This is a genomic window from Pseudomonas yamanorum, from assembly GCF_900105735.1.
Taxonomy (GTDB): domain Bacteria; phylum Pseudomonadota; class Gammaproteobacteria; order Pseudomonadales; family Pseudomonadaceae; genus Aquipseudomonas; species Aquipseudomonas yamanorum.
This window is the reverse complement of sequence record NZ_LT629793.1, coordinates 2,904,886-2,928,170: the sequence shown is the minus strand read 5'-3', so window position 1 is coordinate 2,928,170 and position 23,285 is coordinate 2,904,886. Positions and strand designations below refer to the sequence as shown.

At 61.3% G+C, this 23,285-nt stretch carries 14 protein-coding genes and 2 pseudogenes; 7 read left to right on the top strand and 9 right to left on the bottom strand.

Translation table 11 applies throughout. The features are described from left to right. From selO to BLU46_RS33530, 5 genes and pseudogenes are all read right to left on the bottom strand, one after another. On the bottom strand, positions 1–1,464 hold the full coding sequence (selO, locus tag BLU46_RS13860) for a protein adenylyltransferase SelO (protein ID WP_063033442.1): 1,464 nt from the start codon (positions 1,462–1,464) through the stop codon (positions 1–3). A 49-nt stretch (positions 1,465–1,513) separates the two neighbouring features. Next, entirely contained in the window at positions 1,514–4,864 is a 3,351-nt protein-coding gene (gene mscK / locus BLU46_RS13855) for a mechanosensitive channel MscK (RefSeq protein ID WP_093202497.1), read from the bottom strand. A gap of 70 nt (positions 4,865–4,934) precedes the next feature. Continuing rightward, on the bottom strand, positions 4,935–6,677 hold the full coding sequence (locus tag BLU46_RS13850; RefSeq protein WP_008439183.1) for a potassium/proton antiporter: 1,743 nt from the start codon (positions 6,675–6,677) through the stop codon (positions 4,935–4,937). A 214-nt stretch (positions 6,678–6,891) separates the two neighbouring features. Continuing rightward, positions 6,892–7,491, bottom strand: a pseudogene (locus tag BLU46_RS33535) (methyl-accepting chemotaxis protein); the annotation flags it as partial. A 306-nt stretch (positions 7,492–7,797) separates the two neighbouring features. Further along, positions 7,798–8,451, bottom strand: a pseudogene (locus tag BLU46_RS33530) (MCP four helix bundle domain-containing protein); the annotation flags it as partial. A gap of 343 nt (positions 8,452–8,794) precedes the next feature. Between BLU46_RS33530 and BLU46_RS13840 the strand changes: the two are divergent. Both BLU46_RS13840 and BLU46_RS13835 read left to right on the top strand, forming a co-directional pair. Then, positions 8,795–9,025, top strand: a complete 231-nt coding sequence (locus tag BLU46_RS13840; protein ID WP_003209413.1) for a hypothetical protein — start codon at positions 8,795–8,797, stop codon at positions 9,023–9,025. Continuing rightward, on the top strand, positions 9,022–9,315 hold the full coding sequence (locus tag BLU46_RS13835) for a cell division protein ZapA (protein ID WP_017478279.1): 294 nt from the start codon (positions 9,022–9,024) through the stop codon (positions 9,313–9,315). The genes BLU46_RS13840 and BLU46_RS13835 overlap by 4 nt, the downstream gene beginning before the upstream one ends. Here BLU46_RS13835 and BLU46_RS13830 read toward each other — a convergent pair. Together BLU46_RS13830 and putA are read right to left on the bottom strand one after the other, a co-directional pair. Further along, on the bottom strand, positions 9,312–11,114 hold the full coding sequence (locus tag BLU46_RS13830) for an acyl-CoA dehydrogenase (RefSeq protein ID WP_093202491.1): 1,803 nt from the start codon (positions 11,112–11,114) through the stop codon (positions 9,312–9,314). The two genes, BLU46_RS13835 and BLU46_RS13830, sit on opposite strands and share 4 nt — an antisense overlap. A gap of 229 nt (positions 11,115–11,343) precedes the next feature. Then, on the bottom strand, positions 11,344–15,297 hold the full coding sequence (gene putA / locus BLU46_RS13825) for a trifunctional transcriptional regulator/proline dehydrogenase/L-glutamate gamma-semialdehyde dehydrogenase (RefSeq protein ID WP_093202486.1): 3,954 nt from the start codon (positions 15,295–15,297) through the stop codon (positions 11,344–11,346). A 29-nt stretch (positions 15,298–15,326) separates the two neighbouring features. Here putA and BLU46_RS32860 point away from each other — a divergent pair, with 29 nt between their 5' ends. From BLU46_RS32860 to BLU46_RS13810, 4 genes are all read left to right on the top strand, one after another. Further along, complete coding sequence (locus BLU46_RS32860) at positions 15,327–15,632, top strand: hypothetical protein (protein WP_157721298.1); 306 nt, start codon at positions 15,327–15,329, stop codon at positions 15,630–15,632. Between the two features lie 123 nt (positions 15,633–15,755). Next, the gene (gene putP, locus BLU46_RS13820) at positions 15,756–17,240 is read left to right on the top strand and encodes a sodium/proline symporter PutP (RefSeq protein ID WP_063033437.1); all 1,485 of its coding nucleotides are present in this window, start codon (positions 15,756–15,758) and stop codon (positions 17,238–17,240) included. A gap of 203 nt (positions 17,241–17,443) precedes the next feature. Next, on the top strand, positions 17,444–19,465 hold the full coding sequence (locus BLU46_RS13815; protein ID WP_093202482.1) for a type VI secretion system Vgr family protein: 2,022 nt from the start codon (positions 17,444–17,446) through the stop codon (positions 19,463–19,465). After that, on the top strand, positions 19,462–20,175 hold the full coding sequence (locus BLU46_RS13810; RefSeq protein WP_093202476.1) for a DUF4123 domain-containing protein: 714 nt from the start codon (positions 19,462–19,464) through the stop codon (positions 20,173–20,175). Before BLU46_RS13815 ends, BLU46_RS13810 begins: the two co-directional genes overlap by 4 nt. Here BLU46_RS13810 and BLU46_RS13805 read toward each other — a convergent pair. Further along, positions 20,161–21,438, bottom strand: a complete 1,278-nt coding sequence (locus BLU46_RS13805; RefSeq protein ID WP_093202470.1) for an O-acetylhomoserine aminocarboxypropyltransferase/cysteine synthase family protein — start codon at positions 21,436–21,438, stop codon at positions 20,161–20,163. The genes BLU46_RS13810 and BLU46_RS13805 overlap by 15 nt on opposite strands. Positions 21,439–21,612: 174 nt before the next feature. Between BLU46_RS13805 and BLU46_RS13800 the strand changes: the two genes are divergently transcribed. Next, positions 21,613–22,449, top strand: coding sequence for a 23S rRNA (adenine(2030)-N(6))-methyltransferase RlmJ (locus BLU46_RS13800; protein ID WP_093202466.1), 837 nt, complete (start codon positions 21,613–21,615; stop codon positions 22,447–22,449). 123 nt (positions 22,450–22,572) lie between these two features. Here BLU46_RS13800 and msrA read toward each other — a convergent pair whose 3' ends face one another. Continuing rightward, the gene (gene msrA, locus BLU46_RS13795) at positions 22,573–23,220 is read right to left on the bottom strand and encodes a peptide-methionine (S)-S-oxide reductase MsrA (protein ID WP_063033432.1); all 648 of its coding nucleotides are present in this window, start codon (positions 23,218–23,220) and stop codon (positions 22,573–22,575) included. Positions 23,221–23,285: the final 65 nt, after the last annotated feature.

Sequence of the window (23,285 nt, the reverse complement as noted above, 5' to 3'; positions counted from 1 at the left end):
CTATGAAGAACAACTAATCTCCAAATGCTTTCCCCAATCCGGCGGCCGCTGGGCGTATTGCTCCATCCCCGGCTGCTCTTCAAACGGTTTGGTCAGCACTTCATGCAGCCGGCGCGCTTCGCTGTAATCCCCCAGCTCTGCCGCCTGGATGGCGTTCTGCGCCAGGTAGTTGCGCAGGATATAAAGCGGATTCACCCCATGCATCCGCTCACGTCGCTGTTCTTCTGTGCCGCTGGCGTCACGCTCCACACGGGCTTTGTACAGGTCCGCCCATTCATCAAACCCCTTGAGGTCGACAAAGTCGTCGCGCAACCGCGCCACGGCCAACGTGGCTGATTCATCCCCCAGCCGGCGGAAGAACAGGGTGTAGTCGACGCCGCTGTTCTGCATCAGTTGCAGCAGGCGCTCCACCAGTTTTTGATCGTCATCTTCGGCGGTGGTGAGGCCCAACCGGCGGCGCATCAGGTCCAGGTAGTGGGCCTGGAACAACGGCAGATACAGCCCCAGCGTTTCCCGCAGCGCCTCGACGCTGATAAACGGCGTCAACGCCTGGGCCAGTGCGCTCAGGTTCCACTGCCCGATCGGCACCTGGTTGCTGAAGGAATAGCGCCCTTCATGATCCGAGTGGTTGCAGATGAACTGCGCGTCAAAATCATCCAGGAACGCAAACGGCCCGAAGTCGAAGGTGATGCCGAGGATCGACATGTTGTCGGTGTTCATCACTCCGTGGCAGAACCCATAGGCCTGCCACTTGGCGATCAGCTCCGCATTACGTTCGACGATTTCACGGAACATCGCCAAATACGGCTCCGGCTGTTCCATGCATTCCGGGAAGTGCAGGGACAACACGTGCTCCGCCAATTGCTTCTGCAATTCAGGCTTCTTGGTGTAGTAGAAATATTCGAAATGCCCAAAGCGCACGTGGCTGTGGGCCAGGCGCAGCACCATGGCGGCGCGCTCCTGTTTCTCGCGCCACACCGGTGTGGTGGAACCGATCACACACAGTGCACGACTGCTTGGAATGCCCAGCGCATGCAGTGCTTCCGACGCCAGAAACTCCCGGATCGACGAGCGCAACACCGCACGACCATCGCCCATGCGCGAGTACGGGGTTTGCCCGGCGCCCTTGAGGTGCAGGTCCCAATGCTCGCCCGCTTCGTTGTAAACCTCGCCCAGCAGCAGTCCGCGCCCGTCACCCAACTGCGGGTTGTACGAGCCAAACTGATGCCCGGAATAGATCATCGCTCGCGGCTCGGCCTCGGCCCACAGCTTGTGCCCGCCGAACAGCTCGGCAAATACCGGTGTTTCGGCCACGGCAGGGTCGAGATCCAGCAGCGCCATGGCCGCTTCACTCGCTACCACTAAACGCGGTTCGTCGATGGGTTCGGGCAGCACATGGGTTGAGAAGCCGTCGCCCAGGCGGGCGAAGCGGTTGTCGAAGGTCAGTTCGTCGAGGGCTTTCAACGGCCATCTCCCAGCAGAATGTCCGACCATTCTGCTGGGGATAGCGCGTTTAGTCGAGTTTGGCGGGCGGCGGCTCGGGCAGGTCCTGGTCCTGGGCGGGCGGCAGGATGGTCCGGTTTTCTTCTTCCACCGGTACCAGCTTGTATTCCTGGCCATGCAGGTTTTTCAGGTAAACCTCCATCTGCCGGAACGAGATGTTGATGTGGTGGTTCTTGAACTCGCGGTTGATGAAGCGGTTGACCTCATCGATCACCGGGTTACGGTCGCCCAGATCCCGCACATGCATGCGCAGTTCGTGGTCGAGGGTACTTTCACCGAAGTTGAGGAAGTACACATGGGGCGCCGGGTCTTTCAGGACGCGCGGGTTTTCGGAGGCGGCCTTGAGCAACAGTTCCTTCACCAGGTCCAGGTCCGAGCCGTAATCCACGCCCAGTTTCAGGGTGACCCGGGTGATGGTGTCGGTCAGCGACCAGTTGATCAGTTGCCCGGTGATGAAGGTCTTGTTCGGGACAATGATGTCCTTGCGGTCGAAGTCGGTGATGGTGGTGGCGCGGATGCGGATCTTGCTCACCGTCCCAGACAGGTTGCCGATGGTGATGGTGTCGCCGATCCGTACCGGGCGCTCAAACAGGATCATGATGCCGGAGATGAAGTTGGCGAAGATCTCCTGCATCCCGAAGCCCAAGCCCACCGACAGCGCAGCCACCAGCCATTGCAACTTGTCCCAGCTCACACCGAGGGTCGACAGGGTGGAAACAAAGCCGACACCGGCAATCACGTAGGACAGCAAGGTGGTGGTGGCGTAGGCGCTGCCCTGGGCCAGGTCCAGTTTCGACAACACCAATACTTCCAATAACCCGGGCAGGTTGCGCGCCAGGGCAAAGGTGATGCCGATGATAATCAGCGCCCCCAGCAAGTCGCCGATGCTGATGGGCACCATGCTGATATTGGCGCCGGTGCCGCTGGTGTATTCGTAGAGGGTAACGTTGTCCAGGTAGGAAAATACCGAGATCAAGTCAGACCACACCCAATACAGGGCGGCGATAAAGCCGCCGAGTAGGGCCAGGCGAATCAGTCGCATCGACTGTTCGTTGACCTGTTCGATGTCCAGGGTCGGCTCTTCGATCACCGCTTCACCATCACCCGCTTCCTTGGCGGCCTGGCGTTTGGCCAAGGCCCGCGCATAGGCCAGGCGCCGTGCAGCAACCCCCAGGCCACGGACGAAGGTGGCTTCGATTACCAGCCAGAACATCAGCAGGTAAAGGGTGTTGATCAGCCGGTCACTGAGCTTGAGAGCGGTGTAGTAGTAACCAAAGCACACGGCAATAAACAGTGCGACCGGTAGCGCGGTAAACATCAGGCCGACGGCTTTGCGAAACAGCGAGGCTTTTTCGTGGGTCGGGCTATTGAGCAGCAGGCGGCTGAGCAACCAAGCCATCAAGGCGTAGCAGGTCAGTACCACGCCGATGCCCAATACGTCGTCCGCCAGCGCCGCCGGTTGATGCTCGGCGATGGCCACCACGGCCACCAACGCCAGCACCACCAGCCCGAGCTTGCGGATCCAGCCCTGGAGGAATTCGACCTGGGGTTTTTCCCAGCGAAAGTGCAGCTCGGCGACGCCGCCGGGCGCGAGGATCCGATAGGCGGTGTAGAACACCAGCCATGCCTGGGCGATCTGCAGCAAGGCGGCGCCAAGGTTGGCGTTTTGCCCACGGGCATCGATCTGCAAGGCATAGCCGCACAGCGCCAGGCCAAGGGCCACCGGCATCGCCAGGGCGATATTCACCAGGATCGCCACCGGCGTGTGCCACTGGCTGTCGCGCTTGAAGTGGCCGATGTCCATATGGATTTTTTTCAGCCGGGCATACAGGTAGCTGCGACGCCACAGCAGCGCGCCGATCAACAACAGCAACGGCAGGAACAGCAGCGGGCGCTGGGTCAGGCCGTCATACAGCTCGCTGACGCTGGACGCCCACGGCAAGGTGGTGACCTGTTTGCTCAGGTGCGCCGGTACGGTTTCCAGCCATTCGGTGTCCAGCGGCTTGTTGCTGGGAATCCAGAACATCTGCTCGTCGAGGGTCGCCCGTAATGTGCTGGCGGTGCTCAGCAGTTGTTTCTGATTCAGTTGCAGGGTGATGGATTCGTTGAGCAGCGCGCTCAGCTCCCGGCTCAGGCGCTCCAGCAGGTCGCTGCGGGTGATCGCCAGTTCCAGCAGGGTGCGGCGCAGTTGGGGTGTGACCTGGTCGGCGGGCTGGGTGGCCAGCAGACTGTCGACATAGGTGCTCGGGGTGCTGATCAGTTCGCGTTGTTGGTTGACCTCGAACTGGTACAGGCGAATGTTGGCGATGTCGTCCGCCAGGTCGCGGTCCACGGTCAGGCGCGGCAAGGCCTGCTTCTGTTTGTAGAGGATCTTGGACAGCAACAGGCTGCCCTTGAGCACGTTGATCTGCTCGTCCAGCGCCGAGTCGCTTTGGGTCACGCTGTCCAGTTGCTGCTTGGTTTGCAGGTTTTTCTGGGTCAGTTCATTGAGCCGGTCGGTACTTTTGAGCAGGTAGTCGGACAGTTTCAGGTTGGCCGCGCTTTCCGTGGCAAGCAGGCTGCTGCCACCGGCTTTCTGGGCTTCGATGGACTGCTGGGTCACGGTTTCCTGGGATTGGGCCAGGCGCTTCTGGTTGATCAGGGTTTGCAGGTCCTGGATTTCCTGCTCCAGGCGTCCGGTTTTTTCCAGCACGAGGTCGTGCTGGCTGTTGCCCAGGTCTTGCAGTTGGCTGTTGCCGGCCAGTTCCTGGCGGCGCAAAGGAATCAGTGCGTTGAGGGCGGCCAACTCGGCGTTCAGCTGGTTGCGCTGGTCACCGCTGAGAGTCTTGCCGTTGTCTTTGCCGGCCTTGAGGGTCGAGTTGATCTGCTGGATACGCGTCTGGCTGCTGCTGATTTCAGTCTGGGCGCGTTCCGGACGGGTCTGGGCGGCAATGGTCAGGCTGTTGGCGTCGGCCAGCTCCTTTTGCAGATCGCCTTGCTGGGTGGTGCGCTGCACCAGCAGTTGTTCAAGTTGCGGCACAGGCAAGGTGGCGTAGCGCTGGGCGACCGGACTCACCTTGGTGGCCTTGAGTCGGGTCAGTTCGCGCTGGTTTTCGACGGTCTGGCGCGGGGCGTCTTCCAGCTGGCGCTTGAGGTCTACCAGGCGCTGCTGATAGTCCTGCTGGTTGCCCAGGAAGGTGAGGGTCTGCTGCAGGATGGTTTGCAGCGCCTTCATGTCGGCGTCGGGCAGTTTGCGGTCCGGCAGCTTGTCCAGGGTTTGCTGGACGGAGTCGATGCTGGGCGGATCGGCAGCGTGTACGGTGCCGACGCAGAGAGTCAGGCCCAGCAGGGCAGTGGCGAGAAAAGTGCGCAGGGTTGTCATAGAGACCGGTCGAGCAAGGTGATAAATAGGGGGCGTCCTGACATCGACTGGCGCGCCGTCGCCCCGCAGTTTAGAGGAAGAGTCCGGGGCCCGGGCGACTTCCTTCGGGGAATCTGACGCCAACTTTGCCGATCTTGTTCCCGTCCATGACCGCAACGGTCCAGATGGTGTTGTTCCATTCCACCTGGTCGCCGACCACCGGCGCACCACCGACTTTCTGGGTGATGAAGCGGCTCAGTGGCATGTCCGGGTCGATGCCCTCGAGCTTGAGCCCGTACAGCGCCGAAACCGCGCCCAGCTGGGCGTCGCCTTCCAGTACGAAGTCGCCGAAGAAGCGCAGGTCGAGGCCCCGTTGTGGTGCCTGGCTGAACAGTTTGCCGAGGGCCGGCAAGTTGTGTTCATGGCCGATCACACACAACAAATCATCGACTTCCAGCACCGTACTACCCGACGGATGGAGCAGTTGCTGGCCACGAAACAGCGCGGCGATCCGCGTGCCTTCGGGCATTTTCAGTTCCCGCAGAGCGGCGCCGATGCACCATTTCTCGGCGCCCAGGCGGTAGACGAACAGCTCCCACTCGCTGGTGACGTGCACTTCCAGGGCGGCGCGGGAAATTGGCGCGGGCTCGGGCGGTACCGTCACTTTCAACAGTTTGGCTACCCAGGGCAGGCTCGTGCCTTGCACCAGCAACGACACCAGCACGATGAAGAACGCCAGGTTGAAGTACAGCTGCGCGTGGGGCAGGCCGGCCATCAGCGGGAACACCGCCAGAATGATCGGGACCGCGCCGCGCAGGCCGACCCAGGCGATAAACGCTTTCTCTCGACCGTGGAAGGCCTTGAACGGCAGCAGGCCGACGATCACCGACAGTGGCCGTGCGAAGAGAATCATCCACAGCGCCAGGCCCAGGGCCGGCAGCGCGATGGGCAGAAGATCATGGGGCGTGACCAGCAGGCCGAGCACCAGAAACATGCCGATCTGTGCCAGCCAGGCCATGCCGTCGAGCATATGCAAGATGCCATGGCGGCTGCGCACCGGACGATTGCCGATCACCAGGCCGCACAGGTACACCGCGAGGAAGCCGCTGCCGTGCAAGGCGTTGGTCAGGGCGAACACCACCAGGCCGCCGGAAATTACCAGGATCGGGTACAGGCCGTTGGCCAGGTTGATCCGGTTGACCATCTGCAGCATCAGCCAGCCGCCGCCCAGGCCGATGATGCCGCCGATGCCGAACTCACGGATCAGGTGGCCCAGCAGGCTCCAGTGCAGGCCGGTCTGGCCGCTGGCAAGCATGTCGATCAGGGTGACGGTGAGGAACACCGCCATCGGGTCGTTGCTGCCGGATTCGATTTCCAGGCTGGCGGTGACCCGTTCGTTCAAGCCCTTGCCGCCCAGCAGCGAGAACACCGCCGCAGCGTCCGTGGAGCCGACGATGGCGCCGATCAGCAGGCCTTGAATGATGTTGAGGTTGAACAGCCAAGCGGCTGCCATGCCGGTGAGGCCGGTGGTAATCAGTACCCCGACCGTCGCCAGGGACAGCGCGGGCCAGAGCGCAACGCGAAAACTCGCCACCCGTGTTCGCAAGCCGCCATCGAGCAGGATCACGGCCAGGGCGAGGTTGCCCACGAGGTAGGCAGTCGGGTAGTTATCGAAGATGATGCCGCCGCCGTCGACGCCGGCGATCATGCCCACGGCCAGGATGATCACCAGGATCGGGATGCCCAGGCGGGACGAAAGAGAACTCACCAGAATGCTCGCACCTACCAGCAACGCGCCGATCAAGAACAGGCTGTTGATGGTCGTCGCATTCAAAGGCAGTACTCCATGAGCAGGAAAGACGAGGCGCAAACTGACCATGCAGTCTGCGTGCCAGCGATTCTAACCTGTTGAATTGCTGTGCTGTCAAAAAGGTTTTGAATGGCTGGCGCATATTCAATGTGGGAGCGGGCTTGCTCGCGAATGCGGTGTGTCAGTCGCCTTATGCACAGCTGATCCACCGCTTTCGCGAGCAAGCCCGCTCCCACATTTAGAGGCGAAACCGCCCCACCATCCCGTTCAAATCCACCGCCAAACGCGACAGCTCGCTGCTCGCCGCACTGGTCTGGCTGGCGCCGGTTGCCGACTGCACCGACAAGTCACGAATGTTCACCAGGTTGCGATCCACTTCCCGCGCCACCTGAGCCTGCTCTTCAGCGGCGCTGGCGATCACCAGGTTGCGTTCGTTGATTTCGACGATGGCGGTGTTGATGGTATCCAGCGACATCCCCGCACCCTTGGCGATATTCAGCGTCGACTCCGCACGCTCGGTGCTGTTACGCATCGAATCCACCGCATGCTCGGTACCGGCCTGGATGCTGCCGATCATCCGCTCGATCTCGCTGGTGGACTGCTGGGTGCGATGGGCCAGGGCCCGCACTTCATCCGCCACTACCGCAAAACCACGCCCGGCTTCACCGGCGCGCGCCGCTTCAATCGCGGCGTTCAGGGCCAGCAGGTTGGTCTGGTCGGCCAGGCCACGAATCACGTCCAGCACCTTGCCGATGTCCCGGGATTCTTCCGCCAGGTTGCCGATCAGGGTCGCAGTGGCTTGTACGTCACTGCTCATGCGCTCGATGGCGCCGACGGTTTCCTGCACCAGGTCACGGCCATCGCCGGCCGAGGAGGTCGCGTTTTTCGAAGCTTCGGAGGTGCTGACCGCGTTGCGGGCCACTTCTTCAACCGCACTGGTCATCTCGTTGACGGCCGTGGCGGCTTGTTCGATTTCATTGTTTTGCTGAGTCAGGCCGCGGGCGCTTTCGTCGGTCACGGCGTTCAGTTCTTCTGCCGCGGAAGCCAGCTGGGTGGCCGAGCCGGCGATGCGCTGCAAGGTGTCCTTCAACTTGTCCTGCATCTTGGCCATCGCCAACAGCAGTCGGCCGGCTTCGTCGTTGCCTTCGACCTTGATCGGGCGCGTCAGGTTGCCTTCGGCAATTTCCTCAGCGGCGTCCAGGGCCTGGGCGATCGGCAGGGTGATGCTGCGGGTCAGCAACCAGGCGAACAGCATGGTCAGCGCCGTGGCCAGGATCAGCAGGATCACCACCAGCTCAAAGGCCATGTCGTATTGGTCGGCGGCTTGCTGGTTGGTGGCGGTGGCCATCTTGTTATTGATGTCCAGCAGGCGGTTCAGTACGGCGTTGACCTGTTCCGAGTTGTTCAGCAGCTCGGTGTTCAGCAGGGTACGCAGTTCGTCCACCTGATTGGCCCGGGACAGGCTCTTCATGCGTTCTTCGATCTGGTGGTACTGGCCCAAAAGACGCACGTACTCGTCATAGGCGGCGCGCTCTTCGCTGCTGTCGATCAGCTTCTCGTAGACCGCCTGCGCGGTACGAATCTGTTGATTGCGCACATCAAACGCTTCGAGGGTCTTTTGCTGGACGTCGGGCTCGCGGTTGGTCAGCAGGCGATAGGACAGCACCCGCAGGCGCAGGGTCAGCTGGGTGAACTCGTCCAGGGCGCGAATGCTCGGCACGCTGCTGAGGGTAATGTCTTCCGTCGCCGCGCGAATCTTGCTCATCTGGTTCAACGCGAACACGCCGAGAAACAACATCAGCGCGCCAATCAACGCGAAGCCGAGGAAGGCCCGCGGCGCGATATTCATATTACGAAGAGACATGCTGTGATCCTGGGGAGAAGCGCGATCCATGCGAGGTTTGGGCGGGGTGTCCATGACCTATCGGTCATACGACTAAAGTCTTGAGGGGGTGCGCGCTTTTGTCGCAGCGCGGGACGGTCCGACGGGATTCAGGAACCAGATGCCATAAATGCAGTCACTAAGGCTCGAAAGCGTGGCCTGCCCTGTAAAATCAAGGCCCCGCGCCAGGGATAACCCTGGCATCCGAGGTGATTTTTCTTTATCGTCACCGCCCTTTGAAAAAGCCCGAGAAATCAAAATGTTAGAAGCATCCCTCAGCCAATTGGAACAACTGGTCAGTGACCTGGTACAGCAGAACCAGGATCTGCTGGGCACCAACGAATCCCTCAAGGCCGAACTGGCTCGCGCCAAGGATGAAAACGACAGCTTGCAGCTGAACCTGATGGAGCAGGAAGAAAAGCAGGGCGCCACCGCTGCCCGTATCCAGGCGTTGGTTGAGCGTGTGAGCGCAGGTCCTGTCAGCGCATGAATGAAGGGATAAAGGTCGTTTCGATTCTCGGTGAGGATTACTCGATCAAGGCACCGGAAGGGGAAGACAACACCCTGATGAGCGCCGTGACGATGCTCAAGGCATCCCTGGCCACCACCAAGAAAAAGTATCCGACGCTGATCGGTGACAAGCTATTGGTGCTGGCGGCGCTGAACCTGTGCGCCGAGCAGATCGAAATGCAAAAGCACCATCAGCAGGAACTCGACCGTTACCAAGAGCAAGTCAGCGCCACGGTCGAAGTGATTTCCAAGGCGATCGGACAGCCTTAGAACCACTCATCCTGCATCCCCAGGCACGTGTCATCACGTGCCTCGAGAATCGCCAGTTCATGATGGCCGCCCGGTATTTCCCACGTCAGGAAGTACCGGGCGGCCTGGAGCTTGCCCTTATAGAAGGCGACATCGGCAGCATTGCCCTTGGCCAGCCCTTCCTCGGCGCGAATCGCCTGTTCCAGCCAGCGCCAGCCAATCACCGTATGCCCGAACACTTTCAGGTACAGCGCCGAGTTCGCCAGGCTGCTGTTGACCTTGCCCTGGGCGAGATCCGTCAGCAGGCCGAGGGTGACCTCTTGCAGGCGCGTTACCAGTTGTTCCAGCGGTTCCCGTAAGGCAGTCAGTGACGGGTATACCTGTGCCCGCGCGCCGGTCTCGGCGATCAGGCGGATCAGTTGCTTCAAGCCCGCACCGCCGTTCTGCGCCAGCTTGCGCCCGAGCAAATCCAGCGACTGAATACCGTGGGTGCCTTCATGGATCGGATTCAGGCGATTGTCGCGGTAGTACTGTTCCACCGGGTATTCGCGGGTGTAGCCATGGCCGCCGAGGATCTGGATCGCCAGTTCGTTGGCTTTAAGGCAAAACTCCGACGGCCAGGATTTGACGATAGGCGTCAGCAGGTCCAGCAGTTCGTGGGCCTGTTTGCGCCCAGCTTCCGTTTCCAGGGTGGTGGTGTCGTCGAACAGGCGTGCGGCGTACAGGCCAAGGTCGAAGGCACCTTCCACGTAGGCTTTTTGGGTCAACAGCATGCGCTTGATGTCCGCGTGCTGAATGATCGACACCGGCGCGGTGTTCGGGTCCTTGCTGTCGGGCAGGCGGCCTTGCGGGCGCTCGCGGGCGTATTCCAGGGAGTACAGGTAGCCGGCGTAACCGAGCATCACCGCGCCCATGCCCACGCCGATCCGCGCTTCGTTCATCATCTGGAACATGCAACTCAGGCCCTGATGCGGCTTGCCCACCAGGTAGCCGACACACTCGCCGTTATCGCCGAAATTCAGCGCGGTCGAGGTAGTGCCGCGCCAACCCATCTTGTGAAACAGCCCGGCCAGCAGCACATCATTGCGTTTGCCCAGGCTGCCGTCGTCGTTGACCAGGAATTTGGGCACGATAAACAGCGAAATGCCCTTCACCCCGGCGGGCGCGTCCGGCAGCTTGGCCAGCACCATGTGCACGATGTTTTCCGACAGCGGGTGATCGCCGCCGGAGATGAAGATCTTGTTGCCCTTGAGGTGATAGCTGCCGTCAGCCGCCGGCTCTGCGCGAGTACGAATGTCCGACAGCGAAGAACCGGCGTGGGGCTCGGTCAAGGCCATGGTGCCGAAGAAACGGCCTTCGATCATCGGTTGCAGGAAGCGTTGTTTCTGCTCCTCGGTGCCGAAGCTCTCGATCAGGTTGGCGGCGCCCATGGTCAGGAACGGGTAGGACGTGGAAGCGGCGTTGGCCGACTGGAAGTGTGCAAAACAGGCCTGGGACAGCAGGGTAGGCAATTGCATGCCGCCGGCTTCGAAGCTGCGGGCCGCATTGAGAAAGCCGGCTTCGAGGAAGGCATCCACCGCCGGTTTCACTTCAGGAATCAGAATCGCCTGACCGTTCTCGTAGCGCGGTTCGTTCTCGTCACCCTTGCGGTTGTGGGGGGCGAAGAACTTCTCGGCAATGCTGCGGGCGGTGCCGATGGCGGCGTCGAAGGTCTCGCGGTTATGTTCGGCAAACCGCTCGCGCTGGGTCAGGCCCTCGGCATCGAGGACTTCGTACAGCTCGAAAGCCAGATTGCGGGAACTGAGCAGCGTCTCGGACATGGCGGCTTACCTGTGTGGGAATGGGCCTGAGTCTAAGTGCGCAAATAGAGGCTGGATAGCAAGATTGATCTGGGTGATGGAGGGGCCAAACAACAGCGGTGAGTTGCAAACACGGTCAGTGTGGGAGCGGGCTTGCTCGCGAATGCGGTGGATCAGTCAGTACATCTGGCGACTGACACTCCGCATTCGCGAGCAAGCCCGCTCCCACATTTTGACCGCGTTCCGTCAGTTAGCCGATGGTCATCAGGCTGGCGTTACCGCCCGCCGCAGCGGTGTTGACGCTCAACGCCCGCTCGATCACCAGGCGCTCCAGGGCAATCCCGGTTTCGCCCGAAGACAACCCGTGAACCCCGACAATCGCCCCGCCACGCTTGGCCACTTGCTGGCAAACCCCGCGCAGTTGGTCGGAATCGCCGTGATGCAGCACGGCATCAAATACGGTTTCATCCTTGGTCCAGTCAGCCACCAGCTTGACCTTCGCCTGAAGCTCCTTCGGCAAACGTGCGAACACGGCCTTGGTCAATTCAGTCTCCGGCCATACCGCCGAGCCGCCGACTGCGAGTACCGCTGCCAGTTGCGTGAGCAGGTCGCCTTCCACTTCCGCCAGGCACAACACGTGCTCGCGGGGCAGGATGGCGTAGCTGTTGCGCTCGCCGGTCGGGCCGGCCAATTGGCGGGTGATGCCGCTTTGGGATTGCGCGGCGAACTGCACGCACAGGGCGCTCAAGTCGCTGAGCTTGTTGCTGTCGGCCCAGGCTCGCAGGGCGGTCAGCGGCTTGCTCATGGCATCCCGCAGGCGAACATCCGGTGCTGTCACGGCATCACCGCGAACGAAGGATTGCTCGATGGCATCGGTAGGACGGGTCGACAGCAGACGGTACAGATACAGCGGGCCGCCAGCTTTCGGGCCAGTACCCGACAAACCTTCGCCGCCGAACGGCTGCACGCCGACCACGGCACCCACGATGTTGCGGTTAACGTAGACGTTACCGGCATGGACGTTGTCGATCACCTTGGCGATGGTCTCGTCGATGCGGGTGTGCACGCCCAGGGTCAGGCCGTAGCCGGAGGCATTGATCTGGCCGATAAGCTGGTCGATCTCTTTGCGCTTGTAGCGCACCACGTGCAGCACCGGGCCGAAGATCTCCCGTTGCAGCTCGTCGAAGCTTTCCAGTTCGATCAGGGTTGGCATCACGAAGGTGCCGCGCTTGATCTCTTCGCTATCGGCAATGGCGACCTGGTAAACGTTGCGACCTTTGTCGCGCATGGCCTGGATGTGTTTCTCGATGCCGGCCTTGGCTTCGGCGTCGATCACCGGGCCAATGTCCACCGACAGGCGCTCCGGGTTGCCGAGGCGGCATTCAGCCATGGCACCTTTAAGCATTTCGATGACGCGATCAGCGGAATCTTCCTGCAAGCACAGCACGCGCAGGGCCGAGCAGCGTTGGCCGGCACTGTCGAAGGCCGAGGACACTACGTCGATCACGACTTGTTCGGTGAGCGCCGAGGAATCGACGATCATCGCGTTCTGGCCACCGGTTTCGGCGATCAGCGGGATCGGACGACCCTGTGCATCCAGGCGGCCGGCGACGTTGCGTTGCAGCAGACGCGCGACTTCGGTGGAGCCGGTGAACATCACGCCCTTGACGCGCTCATCACCCACCAGGCGGGCACCGACGGTTTCGCCCTGGCCCGGCAGCAGTTGCAGCACGCCTTCCGGAATCCCGGCTTCCAGCAACAGGCGCACGGCTTGTGCGGCCACCAGTGGTGTTTGCTCGGCAGGCTTGGCCAGCACCGGGTTACCGGCGGCCAGTGCGGCGGCGACCTGGCCACTGAAGATCGCCAGCGGGAAGTTCCACGGGCTGATGCACACCACTGGGCCCAGTGGGCGGTGGGCGTCGTTGGTGAAATCGTTACGGGCCTGCACCGCGTAGTAACGCAGGAAGTCCACGGCTTCACGCACTTCGGCGATGGCGTTGGCGAAGGTCTTGCCGGCTTCACGGGCCAGCAGGCCCATCAGTGGCTGGATCTCGCCTTCCATCAGGTCAGCGGCGCGTTCGAGAATCGCGGCGCGTTCGGCGGGCGGGGTGGCCTGCCAGATGGGCCCGGCTTTCAGGGCGCACTGGATGGCGTTGTCGACGTCTTCAACAGTCGCTTCCTGTACGTGGCCGACCACGTCACGCAGATCCGACGGGTTCAACACCGGCGCAGCGGCTTCATTGCTGGAGGTGCAACCGAGCATCGGCGCGGCTTTCCAGTTGTTGTGGGCGGTGGCCAGCAAGGCGCAGGACAGCGACGCCAAACGGTGTTCGTTGGCCAGGTCGATACCGGCGGAGTTGGCGCGCTCGGCACCATACAGGTCGCGGGGCAGCGGGATACGCGGGTGCGGCAGGCCGAAGCCGCCTTCCAGCGTCGCCATCTGCTCGATGCTGGCCACTGGATCGGCCACCAACTCCTGGATCGAGATGGATTGGTCGGCGATGCGGTTGACGAACGAAGTGTTGGCGCCGTTTTCCAGCAGGCGACGCACCAGGTAAGCCAGCAATGTCTCGTGGGTGCCGACCGGTGCGTACACGCGGCACGGACGGTTCAGCTTGCCTTCGGAGACCTTGCCTACAACCTGCTCGTACAGTGGTTCGCCCATGCCGTGCAGGCATTGGAACTCGTACTGGCCGGGGTAATAGTTCTGGCCGGCGATGTGGTAGATCGCCGACAAGGTATGGGCGTTGTGGGTGGCGAACTGCGGGTAGATAACTTCCGGGACCGAGAGCAGTTTGCGTGCACAGGCAATGTAGGAAACGTCGGTGTACACCTTGCGGGTGTAGACCGGATAGCCTTCCAGGCCTTCGACCTGGGCGCGCTTGATTTCGCTGTCCCAGTACGCGCCTTTCACCAGGCGGATCATCAGGCGATGGCGGCTGCGGCGTGCCAGGTCGATCACGTAGTCGATCACATACGGGCAACGCTTCTGGTAAGCCTGGATCACGAAGCCGATACCGTTCCAGCCGGTCAGTTGCGGCTCGAAGCACAGGCGTTCCAGCAGGTCGAGGGACAGCTCCAGGCGATCGGCTTCTTCGGCGTCGATGTTCAAACCGATGTCGTATTGCTTGGCCAGCAGGGTCAGCGACAGCAGGCGCGGGTACAGCTCGTCCATCACGCGCTCGTACTGCGCACGGCTGTAACGCGGGTGCAGGGCCGAAAGCTTGATGGAGATGCCCGGGCCTTCATAAATCCCACGACCGTGGGACGCTTTGCCGATCGAGTGGATGGCTTGTTCGTACGAGGCCAGGTATTTCTGGGCGTCGTGTTCGGTGAGTGCGGCTTCACCGAGCATGTCGTAGGAATAGCGGAAACCCTTGGCTTCGAACTTGCTCGCGTTGGCCAGGGCTTCAGCGATGGTTTCGCCGGTGACGAACTGCTCGCCCATCAGGCGCATCGCCATGTCGACGCCCTTGCGGATCATCGGCTCGCCGCTTTTGCCGATGATGCGGCTCAGGGACGACGTCAGGCCGGCTTCGTTGTGGGTGGCGACCAGTTTGCCGGTCAGCAGCAGGCCCCAGGTGGCGGCGTTGACGAACAGCGACGGGCTGTTGCCCAGGTGTGGGTGCCAGTTGCCGGTGCTGATCTTGTCGCGGATCAGTGCGTCGCGGGTGCCCTTGTCCGGGATGCGCAGCAGCGCTTCGGCGAGGCACATCAGCGCTACGCCTTCCTGGGACGACAGGGAAAATTCCTGCAGCAGGCCCTGGACGATGCCTGCACGGCCGCCGGCGCTTTTCTGATTGCGCAGTTTCTCGGCAATCGAAGAGGCGAGCTTGTTGGTGGCTTCGGCCATTGCCGCAGGCAGACGCGCCTGCTCAATCAGCATCGGTACCACTTCCGGTTCCGGGCGACGGTAAGCGGCGGTGATCGACGCGCGCAGCACCGATTGCGGCAGGATGCTCTCGGCGAACTCCAGGAAGCACTGGTGGGCGTGGTCGGTCTGGACCTCGCCGGCTTCTTCTGCTTCCTTGCTGGCCAGGCCGTTGAGCTCGGCCAGGGTTGCACCACCCTCGAGTTTCTCCAGGTAATTGAAAATCGCCTGCTTGATCAGCCAGTGCGGCGTGCGATCAATGGAGGTCGCGGCCGCCTTCAGGCGCTCGCGGGTCGGGTCGTCAAGTTTGACCCCAAGGGTGGTCGTAGCCATCTTTTTATCCTCATGGGTGCCACTACTGCGTGGCATCAGCTGGCGGCAAGATTAGCTTTGCGCCGAGAGAGGTGCAACCGGGTGCAACCCTTTTTATCCATGAAATTTTTGATGTTGATCGGGAAAAAATATCGGCGCAGCCGAATCGGCTGTGCCTTGGTGCATTTACTTCTGACTTTGGCTGCGCTTGCTCCGAAAAGGAGCAAAAACACGGTGTTTTCCGTAAAACACATCAAGGTGCAACTTATTCTCAAGAAACTGGTTGCACCTTATTTGCTTTGTTGAATAGCATTCGCGCCCAAGGTGCAACCTCTTACGGACGGTTCATCGGCTGATGGCTTTCCTGGGGAAACGTCAGTCATAAATGCGCGGCGTCAGGTTTCGTCTATCCACTAGCCAAGTGGGTGGCCGTCCGGACAGACCGCCGCTACATAAAAACAAAGCCAGGGCGTAACTCAATGAGCGTAAGTAATCCTACCCTGATCACATTTGTGATCTATATCGCTGCCATGGTGCTGATCGGCTTCATGGCCTATCGCTCCACCAACAACCTTTCCGACTACATCCTCGGCGGTCGCAGCCTCGGCAGCGTGGTCACCGCGCTCTCGGCCGGCGCCTCGGACATGAGCGGCTGGTTGCTGATGGGCCTGCCCGGCGCGATCTACATGTCTGGCCTGTCGGAAAGCTGGATCGCCATCGGCCTGATCGTCGGCGCCTACCTGAACTGGCTGTTTGTAGCCGGCCGCCTGCGGGTGCAGACCGAGCACAACGGCGACGCCCTGACCCTGCCGGATTATTTCTCCAGCCGTTTCGAAGATAAAAGCGGCCTGCTGCGGATCATCTCTGCGGTGGTGATCCTGGTGTTCTTCACCATTTACTGCGCTTCCGGCATCGTTGCCGGCGCCCGCCTGTTTGAAAGCACCTTCGGCATGTCCTACGAGACCGCGCTGTGGGCCGGTGCTGCGGCGACCATTGCCTACACCTTCGTGGGTGGTTTCCTGGCGGTGAGCTGGACTGACACCGTACAAGCCACGCTGATGATCTTCGCCCTGTTGCTCACGCCGATCATCGTGCTGCTGGCCACCGGTGGCGTCGACACCACCTTCCTGGCGATCGAAGCGCAGAACCCTGACAACTTCAACATGCTGAAAAACACCACCTTCATCGGCATTATCTCGCTGATGGGCTGGGGCCTGGGTTACTTCGGCCAGCCGCACATCCTCGCGCGCTTCATGGCGGCGGATTCGGTGAAGTCGATTGCCAAGGCGCGTCGCATCTCCATGACCTGGATGATCCTGTGCCTGGGCGGTACCGTGGCCGTGGGCTTCTTCGGTATCGCCTACTTCTCGGCGCACCCGGAAGTCGCTGGTCCCGTGACCGAGAACCACGAGCGTGTGTTCATTGAGCTGGCCAAGTTGCTGTTCAACCCATGGATTGCCGGTGTGCTGCTGTCGGCCATCCTGGCTGCCGTGATGAGCACCCTGAGCTGCCAGTTGCTGGTGTGCTCCAGCGCCCTGACCGAAGACTTCTACAAAACCTTCCTGCGCAAAAACGCCTCCCAGGTTGAGTTGGTGTGGGTCGGTCGCGCCATGGTGCTGCTGGTGGCGCTGATCGCCATCGCCATGGCCGCCAACCCGGAAAACCGCGTACTGGGCCTGGTGAGCTACGCCTGGGCTGGTTTCGGTGCTGCGTTCGGTCCCGTGGTGCTGATCTCCGTACTGTGGAAAGGCATGACGCGTAATGGCGCACTGGCCGGCATCCTGGTGGGTGCGATCACTGTGATCGTGTGGAAGCACTTCAGCCTGTTTGGCCTGTACGAAATCATCCCGGGCTTCATCTTCGCGAGCCTGGCGATCTACTTTGTGAGCAAGCTGGGTGCTCCGACGACTGGCATGCTTCAGCGGTTTGACGCGGCCGAGGCGGATTACAACCTCAACAAGTAATCGGCGGGGGCTTGAATGCCCGCCCATAAAAAGCGGCCCGCATCCCATGGATGACGGGCCGTTTTTTATGGGCGGGATTCAAGGGGAACGGATAGGACCAGGGTGCTCACGGCGTAGGGATTTACTGATTTGCCTGCAACACACTCAGCTCGGCAAACGGCTGGTGCAGAATCGGCCACCCACTACTCGCAGAGAAACACCGGATGTTCGCTCCTGCCAATCAAAGTGCTTTTACCCTGACCCTCGACGGCGTGCCCAGTGATCTCAAGGTTTTTGAGTTCAAGGGCAACGAAGCCATCAGCGAGCCTTATCGCTTTGACCTTGAACTGGTCAGCGACCAGCCGGACCTTGACCTTGAAAGCCTGCTGCACCGCCAGGCCTTCTTGAGCTTTGATGCCCAGGGGCATGGCATTCACGGCCAAATCTACCGCGTTGCCCAGGGCGATTCCGGCAGGCGCCTGACCCGCTACCAGATCAGCCTGGTACCACGCCTGGCGTACCTGCAACACAGCAGCCACCAGCGTATTTTCCAGCACCAGAGCGTGCCGCAGATCATCAAACAGGTGCTGGAGGGGCAGGGCATCCACGGTGATGCTTTCGAATTCAGATTGGGTGGTGTGTATCCCGAGCGTGAGTACTGCGTGCAGTTTGGTGAGAGCGATTTGGGGTTTATCCAGCGGCTGTGTGCCGAGTTGGGGATTCACTACCATTTCCATCACAACCCCGACGGGCACCTGTTGGTGTTTGGTGATGACCAGGCGGTATTCGCTCAGGACGAGCACCCAACCGACTATGCGCCCGGCACCGGGATGGTCGCCGATACGCCCGTAATCAAGCGCTTTTCGGTCCGCCTGGAGGCCCGGACGACGGGTGTCAACTTGCGGGATTACGACTTCCGCAAGCCGCGACTGCAGCTGGAAAGTGAAGTACTCGGCGAGCAGCTTCCGTCCCTGGAAGACCAGGAATACCCCGGACACTTTACTGATAGGGCTCACGGCAAGCACTTGGCACAACGTGCTCTTGAGCGACGGCGCGGCGACTATCGCCAGGCCCACGGCAGTGGTGATCAACCGTCGTTGGTCAGTGGTCAGTTTTTCAGGCTGGCAGCGCACCCGCGCGAGGAGTGGAATGATCTGTGGCTGGTGACTCGGGTCGTTCACTTCGGTAGTCAGCCTCAAGTACTTGAGGAGTCTGTGGGTAGTGGGGCGCTCCAGGGATACAGCAACACCTTCGTCGCCACGCCATGGGACACGGCGTTTCGGCCCACGCTGCCGCCGCTACGCACTCGCATTTCCGGTTACCAGAACGCGGTGGTCACCGGCCCCGTCGACAGTGAAATCCATTGTGATGAATACGGCCGGGTCAAGGTGCAACTGGCCTGGGATCGCGTCGGAGAAAACAATGAGCATTCCAGCTGCTGGTTGCGAGTGGCCAGTGGCTGGGCCCATGAGCATTACGGCGCGGTGTTGATCCCGCGGGTAGGCATGGAGGTGCTGGTGGGCTTTGTCGATGGCGACGCCGACACGCCGCTGGTGGTCGGCTGCCTGGCCAATGCGGCGACGCCTGTGCCGTTGGACCTGCCGGCGGACAAGACCCGCAGCATCTTCCGCAGCCAGACCAGCCCCGGTGGCGGTGGCTACAACGAGCTGCGCATCGAGGACCGCAAGGGTGCCGAGGAAATCTACCTGCGTGCCCAGCGCAACTGGACCCAGCATGTGCTACACGACCAGCACATGCAGGTCGACAACCAGCGCAACGTAATCGTCAAAGGCCTGGATCGTCACGAGCTTCAGGGCGAAGAACTGCGCACCACCCACGGCAACCGACTGACCGAACTCAAGCAGGACGATCACCTCATGATCGCCGGCTCCCAGCAGGTGCGTGCCGGGTTCACCGTTCACATCGGCGCCGGGCAACGCATTGTTATCGATGCAGGCGCCAGCGTGACCCTTCAGGCTGGCGGGCACTGGATTAATGTTTCAGCGGACGGGATTTTCAGCAGCACCGAGGTCCAGCTTGGCGGTTCACCGGCATCGGCCGGAGCGCTGCTGACGCCGGGGCTGCAGGAAAAGGTGCTGGCTGTCATAGCGGCACCGTTGAGTGCTGTGCAGGTGTCCAGCCTGAAACGCAGTGCGCCCTTTTGCGAAGAGTGTGAGCGCTGCAGGAATGGTGTGTGTGATACGCCTCTACATCGCAGCGCATCCCTCCCCGGAGGTGCGCCATGATTGCCCCCGGGCAGTGGCTTGAGGCTGCACCCTTGCAAGAGGGCGAGCAGTTGTTTGCAGTGTTGGGCAATGCCAGCGACTGCAAGCCGCTTGAAGCCTGGCGTCGTACCAGTGGTGGCTCGCTCAGTCCAATCTGGGCGGGAAGCGAATATGCGGCATGGGATGAAGTCATGCCCTACGTTGCGGTGGTTGCCGTTGAAAGTGCTTTTCTGAAATGGGCCGGCGAATGCGAAGGTACTGACTGGGGATGGTTGGCTGTATCGTCCTGTCCTGTGCAAACCGTCGTCGAGCATCTGCGCAGCCTGACCAAGGTAATGTTGCCGGAAGGGCAGGCGGTGTTCTTTCGCTTCTGGGACGGCGCCTATGTACTGCCTGTTTTGCAGGCACTGGGGCCGCAGGCAAAGGCGTTGCTCCCGGTGTTCAGTCGCTACTGGATCAATGGTCACCAGCTTGAGGTAGCAGTCACAACGGTGGGAGCGGCAAAGCCAAGCCCGTGGTGGCAAGTGCCGCCGCAGGTTCTCCAGCACTTGAGTGAGCAATCGAGCGTCACGCTGGTGGACAATCTGCTGCAATGGCTGGAAGAACAACGCCCGGACCTGCACGGTGCCTTTGCGCCGGCGACCTTGAAGCACAAGGTCGCTCACTTCGTGCACCGGCCGGATGTCAGTCATCAGGCGCTGGCTGCCTGGCTGGGCTCAGAGTTGGGTTGAAGCCAAAGACTGCTGCAAGTCCTCGATCAGGTCCTCAATCGCCTCAATGCCGACTGACAGGCGAATCATCTCCGGCTTCACGCCGGCTTTCGCCTGCTCTTGTTCATTCATCTGACGGTGGGTGGTGGACGCCGGATGGCAGGCCAGGGACTTGGCATCGCCGATGTTCACCAGGCGCTTGAAGATTTGCAGTGAGTCATAGAAGCGTACGCCAGCCTCATAACCGCCCTTCAGGCCGAAAGACAGAATCGCCGACGGCTTGCCCTGCATGTATTTCTGCGCCAGATGGTGGTGTGGGTGATCCGACAGGCCGGCGTAGCTGACCCACTCCACCAACTCGTGGTCTTGCAGGAAGTGGGCAATCTTCAAGGCGTTTTCGGTGTGGCGCTCCATGCGCAGGGCCAGGGTTTCCAGGCCTTGCAGCAGCAGGAATGCATTCATCGGGGCCAAGGCTGCGCCGGTGTTGCGCAGGGGGACGGTGCGGGCGCGGGCGATGAACGCCGCTGGGCCGAATTTTTCGGTGTAGACCACGCCGTGATACGCCGGCTCGGGCTGGTTGAGGCCGGGGAATTTCTCCGGGTATTGAGTCCAGGGAAAGGTGCCGCTGTCGACGATCACGCCACCCAGCGAGTTGCCGTGACCGCCGACGTACTTGGTCACCGAATGCACGACGATGTCCGCGCCGAACTGGATCGGCTTGCACAGGATCGGCGTGGCCACGGTGTTGTCCACCATCAGCGGCACACCTCGGGCGTGGGCGACGTCGGCGAGGGCTTCGATGTCGATGATATTGCCTGCCGGGTTGCCGATGCTTTCGCAGTACACCAGCTTGGTGTTGTCATCGATCAGCTCGGCGATGGCTGCGGCAGAGTCGTCACGGGCGAAGCGCACGTCGACGCCGAAACTCGGCAGCAAATGGGCGAACAGGGTGTAGGTGCCACCGTACAGCTGCGGGGTGGTGACGATGTTGTCACCGGCACGGGTCAAGGTCTGGATTGCATAGTGAATCGCCGCGCTGCCGGCTGACACCGCCAGGGCCGCGATGCCGCCTTCGAGTGCTGCGATGCGTTGCTCCAGCACGTCGTTGGTGGGGTTCATGATGCGCGTGTAGATATTGCCGGGCACGTCGAGGTTGAACAGGTCGGCGCCGTGCTGGGCGTTATCGAATTCGAAAGCGACGTTCTGGTAGATCGGCACGGCGACGGCCTTGGTGGTCGGGTCCGACTTGAAGCCGTGATGCAGGGCGATGGTGGCGTCTTTCATGAGTTGTTATGACCTCCATGGATAATTGCTCGCCACAATAAATCCGCTTTCGCGCCGGCGATTAGACTATTTTCGGCGGCGCCCCTGTGTTTGCGGCATAAGCACCACCTGACGCGCAGCCCTGCACCTTTGCCTGCGTAAAAGGTAAACTTCGCCCCCTGCGCAGGAGCAACCATGAATTATCGTCACGCCTTTCACGCCGGCAACCACGCCGATGTCTTCAAACACCTGACCCTGACCCGCCTCATCGCCCTGATGTCGCGCAAGGAACAGCCGTTTGCCTATCTCGACACCCACGCCGGTATTGGTCTGTACGACCTGCAGGGCGACCAGGCGAACCGTACCGGTGAATACCTGGAAGGCATCGCCCGCCTGTGGGGCCAGACCGACCTGCCGCCGCTGACCGCCGACTACATGCGTGTGCTGCACGAGATGAACCCGGATGGCGAGTTGCGCTACTACCCGGGCTCACCGGAGCTGGCGCGACGTCTGACTCGCCCTCAGGATCGCGTGTTGCTCAATGAGAAGCACCCGGAAGACGGCCTGCTGCTCAAGGACAACATGAAGGGCGACCGTCGGGTGAAAGTGCACCTTGGCGAAGGCTGGCACGTGCCACGGGCATTGCTGCCGGTGCCGGAAAAGCGTGCACTGATGCTGATTGATCCGCCGTTTGAAAAGCTCGACGAGATGCAGCGCTGCGCCGCGTCCCTCAAGGAAGCCGTGAGCCGGATGCGCCAGACAGTGGCTGCGATCTGGTACCCGGTGAAGGACCAGCGCATGTTGCGTCGTTTCTACCAGGACCTGGCCGGTACCGGTGCACCGAAGTTGCTGCGGGTGGAATTGTTGGTGCATCCGCTGGACACGCCGAACACCCTGACCGGTTCGGGTCTGGCGATTGCCAATCCGCCGTGGGGCTTGGAGGAAGAGTTGCGTGAGCTGCTGCCGTGGTTGTCCAAGCAGCTTGGGCAAACCCAGGGTGGGTGGCAGATGGATTGGCTTATCGCCGAGTAACTGATCGTTCCCACGCTCTGCGTGGGAATGCATCCTGTGACGCTCTGCGTCACGAATTTCAGAGCAGACGCGGAGCGTCCAGAGCGGCATTCCCACGCAGAGCGTGGGAACGATCTTGTGCAATCAGATCGGGCAGGTCACGCCAGTGCCGCCAATCCCGCAATAGCCCTGCGGATTCTTCGCCAGGTACTGCTGGTGATACGCCTCGGCGAAATACACCGTCGGCGCTTCTTCGATTTCAGTGGTGATGGTGCCCAGGCCGGCCTTGGTCAGTTCATTCTGATAAGCCTGCGCGCTGGCCTTCGCCGCCTCCAGGTGCTCCGGCTTGACCGCATAGATCACCGACCGGTACTGGCTGCCGATGTCATTGCCCTGGCGCATGCCCTGGGTTGGGTTGTGCAGTTCCCAGAACATCTTCAGCAGTTCTTCGTAGCTGATCTTGTCCTGGTCAAACACCACCAGCACCACTTCGCTGTGGCCGGTCAGGCCCGAGCAGACTTCTTCATAGGTCGGGTTCGGCGTGTAGCCACCGGCATAACCCACTACGGTACTGACGATGCCTTCGCGCTGCCAGAAGCGGCGCTCTGCGCCCCAGAAGCAACCCAGGCCGAAGATCGCAAACTCTACGTTGTCGACAAACGGGCCGAGCAGCGGGTTGCCGTTGACGAAGTGAGTCTCGGGCAGGGACATCGGGGTTTCACGGCCAGGCAAAGCTTGTTCTTGAGTAGGAAGCACGTTTTTGTTCACCAGAATTTCCGAGCGCAAGACCATGATCAGTCCTCTCAGTCAGATTGAGTTACAGGTAAGAATTCAGACTGCCAGTTTGCCCGAGTGTT